General features: G+C 43.0%; 10 protein-coding genes. 3 read left to right on the top strand and 7 right to left on the bottom strand.

The features are described from left to right. From AC1DRQ_RS02295 to AC1DRQ_RS02265, 7 genes are all read right to left on the bottom strand, one after another. Positions 1–878 (bottom strand): trypsin-like peptidase domain-containing protein (locus tag AC1DRQ_RS02295; protein WP_477422008.1); only part of this gene is annotated, 878 nt, incomplete at its 3' end. Continuing rightward, complete coding sequence (locus tag AC1DRQ_RS02290; RefSeq protein WP_477422007.1) at positions 878–3,559, bottom strand: hypothetical protein; 2,682 nt, start codon at positions 3,557–3,559, stop codon at positions 878–880. The genes AC1DRQ_RS02290 and AC1DRQ_RS02295, both read right to left, overlap by 1 nt. An 11-nt stretch (positions 3,560–3,570) precedes the next feature. Further along, positions 3,571–4,752 (bottom strand): hypothetical protein, encoded by a 1,182-nt coding sequence (locus tag AC1DRQ_RS02285; RefSeq protein ID WP_477422006.1) that lies wholly within the window; start codon positions 4,750–4,752, stop codon positions 3,571–3,573. 5 nt (positions 4,753–4,757) lie between these two features. Next, complete coding sequence (locus AC1DRQ_RS02280; RefSeq protein ID WP_477422005.1) at positions 4,758–6,278, bottom strand: phospholipase D-like domain-containing protein; 1,521 nt, start codon at positions 6,276–6,278, stop codon at positions 4,758–4,760. A gap of 12 nt (positions 6,279–6,290) precedes the next feature. Continuing rightward, positions 6,291–7,232 carry a trypsin-like serine peptidase gene (locus AC1DRQ_RS02275; protein WP_477422004.1) on the bottom strand — a complete coding sequence of 314 codons (942 nt, stop codon included), beginning with the start codon at positions 7,230–7,232 and terminating at the stop codon, positions 6,291–6,293. Positions 7,233–7,278: 46 nt separating this feature from the next. After that, positions 7,279–7,737, bottom strand: a complete 459-nt coding sequence (locus AC1DRQ_RS02270) for a hypothetical protein (RefSeq protein WP_477422003.1) — start codon at positions 7,735–7,737, stop codon at positions 7,279–7,281. A 453-nt stretch (positions 7,738–8,190) separates the two neighbouring features. Further along, a complete protein-coding gene (locus AC1DRQ_RS02265; protein ID WP_477422002.1) occupies positions 8,191–9,933 on the bottom strand; it encodes a tetratricopeptide repeat protein in 1,743 nt (580 codons plus the stop codon). Between the two features lie 418 nt (positions 9,934–10,351). Here AC1DRQ_RS02265 and AC1DRQ_RS02260 point away from each other — a divergent pair, with 418 nt between their 5' ends. The 3 genes from AC1DRQ_RS02260 to AC1DRQ_RS02250 all read left to right on the top strand — a co-directional run bounded on the left by AC1DRQ_RS02260 (position 10,352) and on the right by AC1DRQ_RS02250 (position 11,410). Continuing rightward, complete coding sequence (locus AC1DRQ_RS02260) at positions 10,352–10,597, top strand: hypothetical protein (RefSeq protein WP_477422001.1); 246 nt, start codon at positions 10,352–10,354, stop codon at positions 10,595–10,597. 98 nt (positions 10,598–10,695) lie between these two features. Continuing rightward, the gene (locus tag AC1DRQ_RS02255) at positions 10,696–11,088 is read left to right on the top strand and encodes a response regulator transcription factor (RefSeq protein ID WP_477422000.1); all 393 of its coding nucleotides are present in this window, start codon (positions 10,696–10,698) and stop codon (positions 11,086–11,088) included. 82 nt (positions 11,089–11,170) lie between these two features. Then, positions 11,171–11,410: a hypothetical protein gene (locus AC1DRQ_RS02250; RefSeq protein ID WP_477421999.1), complete on the top strand. Its 240-nt coding sequence runs from the start codon at positions 11,171–11,173 to the stop codon at positions 11,408–11,410. Positions 11,411–11,546 lie beyond the last annotated feature (136 nt).

Raw genomic sequence — 11,546 nt, 5'->3', positions numbered from 1 at the left:
GCTGTAGAAGCACTTACAAGGTTATTCCTAATGCCATAGCGCTTGCTTCTTCCCCCGGGATGCTGAATAATATTTACCGGGTAAGGTTGTCCGCTGTAATTTACAATGGTAGAGCTAAGTTTTAAAGGTGTTCGTCCTGTAGGCGCAACTCTCAGAATAGCGTAATCAAGCGATTCATCCCAGGCTTCGAGTTTTAAGGCCATCACCGTTGCACCAGAGGGCATATCTTCCGAATCGAAGTCTAATATTGCCTCTGTATTCCTCGCTTGTAATTTAAGGTCAGCCTCTGATGCCTTCTGTTCATTATCCTTCCTGGCGTTTATTACATGATGGTTGGTAATAATCAGTTCGTCCGCCAATACCCAACCTGTCCCTAAAAATATCATGTCATTTCCGTTCGATAAAGTGCGTGGTTGGCCGGCTGAATAACTTTTTACTTTTAGTTTTACAACAGAGGATGCTGCTTTTAAGCCCGCTTCCATAAAACCAAAGGTCACCATATCGTCCGAATGAATGATCTGCTCCTTAGTCTCTGGCAGTTCTGTAATATCTAATGTTGGCGCCCCGGAAGATCTTGTTGCGATTAAATCCAGTGTGATCCGGACAATCTTCTCATCTTTTGGCGATCCAAAAAGAAAAGGCAGTGCGTTTTGTAAATAAATCTGCAGCGGCACCTCGCCATTTGCAAGGCGCTCCGTTTGGTTCATGTTTTGGACATCAGACATCAATTGCCCTAAAGGGGTGGCTAAATAAGGCACAATACTCCTGTAACGGCTATCGATAAACTGCCAAAGAACCATTCGGTTAGCCATTGTGTCCATCCCCGAACTAAGAGCCGTTACCAACTCACCGATTTCCTGTTGTGTTAATAATGCCATCAGACCAAGGATTCAAATAATAAATTATCACCTTCATTTTCCCAATCAGCTCTGTACTCATCCAAGCCGCGCAAATTTTCAGTAAGTAACATATTGGATATATCATCAACTGCCGCTAATTCACGATATGAAAGTGTAGATGCGGTGACAGGATAATCATCTTTTAGCAAATAGGCGGCGAGTTCAAATATGAAGCTCACATCGCGCGATTCGTAGCCTTTAGACCTTCCGCACAGTGCATTTAGTTGCCCTAATAATTTTTTCCGTTTAGCTGCCTTACTTTGATATAAATTATCAATGAACAGGCGGTGGCATACTACATGAATGGCCGCGATGGGGTTAGATGCGTTTTTCAGGGCTTCCTGGGCTTGCGATAGCCGCTCGTCAGCAGATTCAGGATTTTTAGATATTAATGCCAACTGCGCCTCCAACCAAAAGAGCTCCGCCAATCGCCCCCTGTTTGCAGAACCCGAAACATTCTCTACACCATGTTCAAGCACAACCTTCGCCTTGCTTAAGTCACGCATCAATATGTAGGTTTTGGCTTCCAGGGCATAAAGCGGGCTTGCTTCTGAACGCTCTTGCCTTTCACTGAGCAGTTGCAGCGCCCCATTTATGTCCAATTCGGTTAACGCACGTTTCACCTTTCTGGTGATATTTCGTTCCCAGTCGAGAATGCTTGCCTTATTGAAAATATCCCTGGAAACTTCAAGGTTAAACCGGGATGCAAGCCAAACCTTCGCCTCGTCAGAATATTCATCCATGTTTTCTATAATAGATCGCTCTATGCCGGGCAGCCATCTGTTATCCAATAAACTATAATCGCCGTCGCCCAAAACTAGCCGGTGATAAATTTCTTCCTCGCGGGATATAAGACTATTGCCATGACTATAATACGTAATGGCTGCCTCGTTTATGCGTTTAACTTCGGCAAACTTATCCTGTTTAAGTAGCCTGATCATTGCTCTCCGGATTTCTGGCCGATATTCCAATATACCCGACTCACTGGTTCTAACCAGGGCATGCTCTCGTTTTAATTGTTCAAATAGATTGATAGCCTCTCCTATTGTCGTAATTTTCAGTCCGCAAATAGGTGCCAGTATGTATAAAACAATTTCAGGGCTAATTTTTCTGAGCACCATGCCTGGGTGGGCAAGTTTTCGAACATCTTCGTTATGAATATGATTTAGGATACGTTGATATAATTGGCCTTGTATCAGTTCTTCGTCTACCTGAAAAAACAACCACTTCGTTGTATTTAGGTCTTTTATTCCTTTCTTACCGATGTCATCGGCTCCTGCAGTTATCACGTTAGCGGCAAGCCGAAGAGATAATGGATTACCACCTATTTGTTTAGCCACAACAGTTGCAATATCGGGATTCTTAACACCAAGTCGATCGAGCAAAGAGACGCTATCTTCTAAACTTAGTTGTGCTAATTTCATCTCGTTGATTAGCCGCACTTCAATCCTCGAATCTGCTATCACAGAGCGGCCCGCAATAATTACCTTTAACGGCGGGTAAGTGTTATGGATAATTTCAAGCATTTTCCAAAAACTTGCCAGGCTTTCTCTGTCCCGATACTGCACTTCTTCAAAAGTATCAAAAACAAATATCACCGGCATGTCGTCGCGGTGATCTGTGATAACATGTAATAAATTAGCAAATTCGTAGTATAATTCTGAATCGGCATTATGGTACCGGTTGATTCTCTCAGACCTTGTGTCAGCAGTAGTCAATCTTGTATTTAAAGCAACTTTTTCACCCCTGAAATTTTTGACAAAGGTGTTGAAATTGTCGATTTCCTTCGCATATTGCGGCAATTGTAACTTTAGCTGTGCAGCGATCTCAATAAGAATAGTAAATGGCGTTTCTATCCGTAAGGTTGGCTGATCGAATGGAAGATATGCAAATGGCGGCCGGACACTTTTTTTTAATTGGGCGCAATCCCATAACAGGTGTCCGACAAGTGCTGATTTGCCAATGCCGCCAGGCCCATTGATAGCCAGTATTAGTTTCTTTTCTTTAAAAATCCAATTCAGTACTTTTTGTCCTACCTCAGCCAAACCCGAGCCCTTGCCTAACCCGATGTGGTTTTTCAATTCCGCCAATTCGTTTGCTCTTCCCGTAAAATTAGAAATCAGCAAATGCTCAAAATTAGAAAGAATACTTTTCTCCATTAATAAGATAGCGAGACGGTTCGCCGTTGGAAAATCTTTATTTGGGCCTTCAAACCAGGATGCTAACTGGGAAAGATTAGTCAGGTCTTTAAACCCCATTTTATCGGGATCCCCAACTATCTGTGAGGTTAAATAATCTTCCCACATTTTTTGCAGTTCTGTCACCGGATGGTTTGGATTAGCTTTTAAGGCAATTTGCATGTTCTGCCACGACTGAAGTTCCTGCAGGGCCTTCTGCCTCACACTTAATTTAAGCGTAAAAAGCCCTTCGGCCAATCCGCCTGCTAAATTTATGATATGGTCATATAATAACACACGCGGTTCGGTATGCCGATACTTTGGCTCTAATGGCGACAATGATTCGGGTACAAAACAATGGAGTACCGCGCATGCCTTAAGATAAGAATCCAATTGCTCTTGTTTAAACGTATTCTCCGTGGCTGGTTTCTCGTTTAACTTAAGCGTATATTTTTCAAGTAATTGTGACGTAATATCGTTCATAAGCTTAATAGTTAAACGATCTCCTTCAATTTTTCTAATCTGTTTCGTAATTCCGGTAGTCCTCCGGCACCGCTGGGAAGTTCTGATAACATGGCGGTCAACATCCTCTCGAAATCCACGGTCCCCTGAGCAGCAAGCATCAAATTTAACTCATTTACCGCGTGGAGCAAGCAGCGAAGTCGCTGGTTTAGCTCAAACATTTTATCGGCCCCGGCTGGCAGGCCACCTAAAATTTCCGTTAGTATGTTTTCGAGATTGACCGGCCGCAATGCCCTTTTTAAAATTTCGTCTACTGTACATTGGATATCGGCAGTTGTACAGAGCGATACATTTTCAAACGAAACTTTTCCCGGATCAACGGTGAGCAAACCCGCATCGAAGCCGATGAGTATAAGACGGCATTTTTGGGCAAAGGCACCTGTTGTAACCCGGTCAGAAAGTTCTATCAAAAAGCTTTTGGTATCAGGTCGTAAAAATTGCCCTTGAAAATTATCAAGCACGAACCAATGTTGTGCCGGGATTTGTACAGCCTGATTTAATACCCAAACAGCCAGTTGCCTGGCATAAAGCTTCATATTTGTTTCAGCACCGGGCATCGAATCAATAGGCCTTCCCATTGAATAAACAAGGTCTTTGGCTAACTCCTGCGGACCAATTTCCATGCCCAATTCGGGATCAAACACTATCCTGTAAGGTACTATAGCATTTCTGGTGTTGGAGAAATGGTCGATATAATTCGTAGAATAGGATTTGCCCATTTTAGGCCCACCGTTCACGATCAATATCGGCTGAACATTTGCGGTCGGGGCAGCTAATAAAACAAGGGCCGAGCGGAGGTTGCGCCTGTTTACAAAAAGGGTATTGTTATTAATTACCGTAAGCTGTAGCGGGTCGGCAGATGGTGGCGGAGGTGTTTTTGACCGTTCCCAAATCTCCTTGATTTTGCTATTGGTTACAGTCAACTGAAAAATATCGAGCAGCCGGCTCATCCAGGTAGGATTATGGTTCCAGCCATCAATTATGCATAGTCGCACAGCTTCCCTGGCCAATTCAATTGGACTGTCGCCGGTAAGCTCCGCGGCAAATGAAGTTGCATTAAACGGTGTAACTAATGACAACCTTGGGCTTCCGGCCTGAGCTACCTGAACGGTGAGCATCTCAATAACGTAGTTTTTATCTTCTTCTGTAAGCATATTTATTATTCTTCGTACCATTCCTGCCACGAAACTCTTATCATGCCTTCCGGGGTTGGCGCACCTTCCGGGGCTATTATTGGTGTTACTGATATTTTTTTGCTTATTTCCCTGGTGAGATTGTCCCAGTCAAACATAAACACCTCGTTATAGTAGGCAGCTATCTCTTCGGAATAAAATACAAGGCTGGTATCGCGATTATACTGCGTGCCATCAGATGACCAGTTGTTGCTGCCCACAACCGCTATTTTATGATCGATCAATACCCCTTTGTTATGTAGTTTACTGCTTTGCTGCCTAAACATCTCCTTTTTCCAATTGCGTGTACCGATGAGTATATCAGAGTGTTTCGAATCCTGGCTTGGCCCGACAATGATTCTTACATCCAAACCCGAGTCCATTTTCTTGGCAAGGGCATCGATTATATTATTAAATGTAGCTGCAGATGGCTGCCTGATATAAGAAAACTGGAGGTAGATAGCTTTTTCCGCAGCTTCGATGAGTCTTAATACCTCTACTGCGTAATTATCAGGGCTCATTAATGGCTTTACTTTTACAGCACCCGTAAAGGTTTTTGCACTAAAAGGGTGTGGCTGTAACGGCGTTACTTCTTGCAACAAAGTCTCAGGAATAAAAAGATCCGGCATAACCTGCTCAAATTCAGGTGTAGCGACGGTACGGGCTTGTTCCATATCATACAGTATAAATTTTTCATACATCTGTGCAAGATTTGTATCGTTGATAACAACATGCCATTCCCGATTGCCTAATTTATAAAGATCTTGTGCACTGCCATTAGGGATCAAAGGCTGACTATTAGGACTCCAGTTTCCGCTGGAAAGCCAAAAAGCGGTTGAGTCCCTCACGGCCACTTTAGTATGATATGAGTTATTGAATATGCGGTTTGGTCCAGCAACTGATGCCTTCACAAAAGTTAGTTTGTCGCCAAAGCTTTGTGTTAACATGGCTTCTACACCCTTATCATTTTTATCGACTTGAAGTATTATATTGATCGAAACGTCTCCTCGTCTGCCAATTTGATTAACGGTATCCTTTATATGGTCTGCATAAAACTCATACATGGCAACTGTAAGTGTGTGTTGCGTAGCTTCCATAAAACTTTTTAACGTAGGCCAGCCGGCATCGGGGCCAACATGGCAATTGATATCAGCGACCTCCATCTCTACCAGTGCTACCCGGGAAGGATCGGGTGCCCGGTAATGGATATTTGGGGCGGCTTCTATATTAATGCCCTTCCAAGCCGATAGCGGAAGCACGTCAAAAATCAACTCCACGGGCGAGGCCAATGCAGTTTCAACAGGATAGCCGCCCAAATGCTCCGGATATGTTCCGTCAACAGGGCCTGGCTTCAAAACTAAAACGATGACAGGCAGATCTTCCTCAGTGGCACTAAAGCCCGGATGAACTGCTTTTACATTTGGCAAAGCGTATAGCTCTTCCTCATGATCTTCGATAACGCTGATGACCGGGCTAAATAAATTGATAGTATTCTCTTTGGTTGCCATACTTTTATGATGCTAATTGATTGTTTTCCAATTTTCGAGGTTCGCGAACACCTGAGATGATATGCGGGTGCCGGAGTTGGCCGTATTCCCGCCATAGGTATGTATCGCAACGGCCTTTCGCTCATTACCGCTTAAAATGTAAACCGGCCCTCCGCTTTGTCCTCCTGCGGTATCGGCTGCGTAGTAAACCTTGTCCGAGCTAACCGTACCTATTTTGCGGTAATCATACCATAATGTACCTGGGGGTTTATCACCCGCGTAGCCCTCAATATTGGCAACAGCCTGTAAAAGTTCCTCATCCGAATAAACTCCGTACCACATAAAGCCAAGGTCTTGTTCAAAAGCCGCAGGTAAAACGATGGCTCCATAATCGTAGTTCTCCAACCCATTTTCTCCCCAGCCCTTTACAGACCAGAACTGGGTCGATGTGACACCTCCAAAAGGGAGTGTATTGCCGTTACGACCTGGCATTACCTGTATTTTTTTTACCCATCCGTCACGGCCGGAGACGCCACTGTTTTTGATGTACACACAATGTCCCGCTGTTGCTAAGGTTGTTGGGCTTATAAACCAGCCTGTGCCGATCCATTGGGTATTATCAGCAGCCGTGATCAGCAGGGATGCGATCACCCGAAAAGGATATTTTTGGGTGTCAGCAATTTGAACACGCTCATCTGTGCCAATAACAGTTTCCCGAATAGGAGTTTGCCCAAATGAAGCTTTACCAATATCGGAAAGACCTTCCAGGTTGGGAACTTTATAGCTAACCTCCCCTTCCATAAGACTTTCGGCAATAATTTTAGGAATAAACTCAAACTGTGCGCCTTCTTCAATAGGCCATACTTCTCCATAACCCGCAGAGCCCTGCGATTCCATAGGAATAATTGTGCTTTCGGTAGGAAGTATATTAGTGATGGCGGAGTGCAACCCATCTGGAAGAATAACATTGCTCATAAACCTGTATTTAAAAATCCAAAAAATAAAGATGAATGCGGAGTGCTTATTTATCTAAAGGCACGGTCGCACTTGCAAAACTGAAAATAATGAGTATGATAGAAGCTGCGGCCGAGTCGTAAATATCTTTAGCTATTGTTGCAGACAGGGTTTCGCCGGTGGTTACGTAAGCCCAAACAATAAACGCAATTGTCGACAAAATAAGGTGGTTACGTTTGGGCTTGTTTTCATCTGCAACCATGTTTAAATAAAGTGGTGTCAGAATTAAACCCACTGCAAATACAATCCAGGAAAAAATGTCTTGCAACTGATCACTTTTAATTGCGTGTACAAGTCCAAACATTGTGAGGTAACCCGCAATAACTTCGCTTGGGATTAACCTGGAAACTTTGTTCAAATAGTCGGTGAAATTGTTGTTAGGCTGCGCTGCAGGATCGGCGGGTGCTAACTCGGGTCTTGACCCATTATTTAAAGTTTTGGTTGGTTCATAGTAAAGTCTGCCCATTGTGATAAGATTAAGATAACTGTTAGGTTCAGAACAAAAGTATCTTATGGTATAAATATACTAATTGGTATCAATATAAAAAATATTTGATTCATATTCAGGCTTATAGCATTCTATTTTATAACCAAACTTCCAAATTATATGCCTGCCGCAGTTGAAAATTTACAAAATAAAGTGAGGGAAAGTGCAATGGCGAAAAGTCCTTGTGATTAAGTGTTGCACTCCGAGTCGGACGAACTCTTGCTAACTGCAAAAAGACAGCAGTTCAAGTCCTCCGACAAGTCTTCAACCTTTGTCAAATTCTCCATTATTTAATGATGATGACACTTTTAAATATTCATATTGTCAAGGGCTTTAAGGTTCAACCTGCGGTGCTTTTGCATCAAGAAAGAAAGCATATACCAATAGGCATTTGTTTTTCACCGGCGCAAGAAATTGCGCTTTAGTTAGCATTTAGAATACAGGCTTGTCAATGGTCACATCTTTTATTTTCCAGGCGGTTCTTAATTGCTGTTGTACTTTGTTCAAAGCTAAGTTATCACCTGTGTTTTTATAAGCCAGCTTAAGCCCGGTTAATGCCCAGCCATTATTAGGATGAACAATCAAATCTTTATTTAACACGGTAATTGCTTCGCTGTACCTGCCTGCTTTTAATAATAGTTCTCCCAAATATTGCCTTGCAGGTATAGGCCAGTCACGAGGCTCATTATAGATGAGTTTGTCTTCGGCAGTTACAGCCTTTTTTAAAATATCAGCAGCGGCATGATAGCGTTTTTGTTTCCCGGCAATAACGCCCTGCAGGATAAGCCGGGCCACCTCTGAGGCTTCATAAGCCGAACTGAAATTATCAATAGGCGCCCGTAAAGAGGCGTCGTGCATTTTAGCATTTAGTAGTTGCAACTCCTGTTCAGCCTTGACGGGGTTGTTTTTGCCACACCAGGCTAAGCCTTTTGAAAAATGCAGTAGGATGGAGGCATACGCAACGGTATCGATCGGTTTGATTTTCAGGATTTCATCCCATTTTCCAAAACGAACTGATGTTAGTACGGGCTGCATATAAACGTATTGGAAAAAATTGCCGTCTCCGCCTTGGAAAGATAAATAAGCCGAAGGTATGATCGCTTTAAGGGAATCGGAAGCATTGATAGCTGTTTTATAATTACCACCCATTTGCGCGCAGTTGATTTTTAAATGCATGTTGTGGATCTGATATAATACAGCGCCGTTTACTACGGGGGCATATTGTTTCAGATAAAGATCATACCCCCTGATCGCTGCGTCATTATCCTTTATTCCCCGCTGATAATCACCCGTGCGGATATAGATGTGTGAGGGCATGTGGGTGATATGCGATACCAGCGGCATCAGTGTATCCAGCAGATGGGCGCTGTTTAAAGCCATTTGCGGCGTACCAGAGGCCTCCATGGTATGAATATAATAATGATTTGCGCCGGGATGTTTTGGATTAATAGCGAGTGCATGTTCTAACAAGGAGCGTATCTGGGGCGTCCATGGTTTGGGTATAAAATCATGTGCGTACAGATCCCACGGGTGTAGTAATAGCAAGGCATCGGCATAAAGCGTTACTACATCAGCATTTTTGGGGTATTTAGCATATACCAGTTGCATGGCCTTAGCATAGTTAATTCTCAACTGCTTTACGCTGATGGTACTGTCCTTATTGTAGCGCTCCTGCATCGCTGTAATGAGTTCCTTTTCCAGCGGAGAAGAAGTAGGGCGGAGGGTATTAGCTTCCGCTGATGCTTCATAAGCACCGGTGGGAGGAGTATAGCCATTGGGATAATTAATAGTTGGACCCATAGCCAGCGATTTGCCATACCATGCCATTGCACACTGAGGGTCAAATTGGGTTGCTTTGGTAAATGATGCAATTGCCTCTATCGAATGAAAAGCATAATACAAGCTTATTCCCTGGTTAAAATAAAACTGGGCACTGTCAGACGCTGTCGTAATTTTCCATTTGTAGTTACCCCAGCCTTTTAATGCCGGAATAGCTAAATTGGAGTCGGCAGCGTTATAAGCTGAACCACATACGGCAACACGCCCGCCAGAACCTTTAAACCAGAGCTGTTTTGATGACGCAACTTTCTTCTGATAACTGGAATAAAAAGATTGTGCAACAAAAAAAACTGCAACTAATGCAAAGCTTATAATGATGGTATATTTTAATTTCATTTGAATTGTTTTTGAAGGATTTATAATGATTCAGCTTTAGATCTTACATAAGACAAAACCCCTCTATACCTGATTATAAAGAGGGTTTAAACTCCTACGGTAAAGTTGGGTACTACCTAACTTTACCTGTGCTCAGAGCGGGGTGCAATTTTTCTCATACATAGCTGTTACAGCTATTTAATTTGTGTTTTGAAAAAGACGCACGAAAGACGCCACCTGATTTATAATGAATTTAAAAACTAAATTTTAGCATTATTAAATGCTTCATTTCCTGCACTATAATTGCTACATTATGCTCGAAAACAATTGCATTCACATATCAGTACAAAGATAAAACTATTATCTAATCGGAGAATAAAATGCATACTACCCCTCAGTAAGATAATTGTCTTAGGAGAGTTTATTCTTTAAAGATTTCATGTCCACGGAACAGTATGATGGGCTGAGTGAGCCAGAAAAAGCAAATGCCATTATGCGGGGTAATTTCCTGGCTGACAGGAAGGAAAACGGCCTCATTGCACAGCTGTACAGCATCGGCAACTTTATGCTGAGGTCACCTATGATCTCCTTGCGAATAAGATCCTGCGCTACCGGGTGTTCAAAGGTACACAGCAACTGGCGCCCTATCTCGCGCATATTCGTTTTAATCCACATTAGTGGATAAGTAAGCCCGCAATAGCATACTAACCGGCTGCCCGGCAGCGTTAAATCTATACTGCTATTTTTACGGCCTGTTTTGTCTTTTACCTTAACCCACAACTTATGGAAACAATACTCATACAGGAAAGCGATGACGCGATATTGGATATCGTCAGTACCGCATTGGAAATGGAAGGCTATCATGTTTGCAACCTCAGCGATCAGCATGAAAATGCACTGGAAATGGTCAGGCGCCACCGGCCCGGGCTCGTATTACTGGATTGCTGGCTGCTCAATCATTCAGGCCAACTTTGCCACTGGATCAAATCACATTTCCCCCGGCTGCCTTTGGTCGCCTTCAGTTCTGATCCCCGCATCGCGGAAGATTATCGTGCGCTCGCTTTTGACGATTATCTGAAAAAACCTTTTAACCTGGAGGAGCTGTATGCGGTAGTGAAAAAGTTTGTCCCGCCAGTCCGAAAGCGCCGGCACAAAGCGGCACGGCTGAGCTGTTAAGTAAATTTTTCTATTCGGACCTAAAAGCCTCACCAGCTTAAGCAAAGCGCGAACAAAAAGCGGCAAGCTGTGTTAATCTTTTATGAGAAATCCATTTAAAAAAGATAACCACATAGCACTGATCGGTGCTATCGTTATAAGCACGGTGGCTGCCGGCGCTATCGCTTTTCTGTTCCTGACCGAAATAGGAAATGACACCCGAAAAAGTCTGAAAAAGAAAGTCAAGTCCTTCGCCAAAGATGCCGCAGCGGATGTCATCAGCAAAAAAAACAAAATCAAAAAGAAAGTGGTTAATGCTGCGGCTAATCACGTCGTAAAATAAAATGGCCGGCTAACTGGGAAACTCACACGAAATTGCTCCCTTACCTTAGTTTAAGTCAGAAGCTTTGAGTCGAAAGTCTTTGGACTTTTTTGTTTTTATTTACTTCGAAAATTGTAAATCTGTAATTATTTAAGTC

This window comes from Mucilaginibacter sp. P4_E8 (genome assembly GCF_056401495.1).
This window is presented reverse-complemented; position numbering and strand designations above follow the sequence as displayed.

Excerpts from the sequence above, each read along its gene's own strand:
- AC1DRQ_RS02290 (WP_477422007.1), bottom strand. The coding sequence starts at position 3,559 with ATGAACGATATTACGTCACAATTACTTGAAAAATATACGCTTAAGTTA.
- AC1DRQ_RS02285 (WP_477422006.1), bottom strand. The coding sequence starts at position 4,752 with ATGCTTACAGAAGAAGATAAAAACTACGTTATTGAGATGCTCACCGTT.
- AC1DRQ_RS02280 (WP_477422005.1), bottom strand. The coding sequence starts at position 6,278 with ATGGCAACCAAAGAGAATACTATCAATTTATTTAGCCCGGTCATCAGC.
- AC1DRQ_RS02275 (WP_477422004.1), bottom strand. The coding sequence starts at position 7,232 with ATGAGCAATGTTATTCTTCCAGATGGGTTGCACTCCGCCATCACTAAT.
- AC1DRQ_RS02270 (WP_477422003.1), bottom strand. The coding sequence starts at position 7,737 with ATGGGCAGACTTTACTATGAACCAACCAAAACTTTAAATAATGGGTCA.
- AC1DRQ_RS02265 (WP_477422002.1), bottom strand. The coding sequence starts at position 9,933 with ATGAAATTAAAATATACCATCATTATAAGCTTTGCATTAGTTGCAGTT.
- AC1DRQ_RS02260 (WP_477422001.1), top strand. The coding sequence starts at position 10,352 with ATGTCCACGGAACAGTATGATGGGCTGAGTGAGCCAGAAAAAGCAAAT.
- AC1DRQ_RS02255 (WP_477422000.1), top strand. The coding sequence starts at position 10,696 with ATGGAAACAATACTCATACAGGAAAGCGATGACGCGATATTGGATATC.
- AC1DRQ_RS02250 (WP_477421999.1), top strand. The coding sequence starts at position 11,171 with ATGAGAAATCCATTTAAAAAAGATAACCACATAGCACTGATCGGTGCT.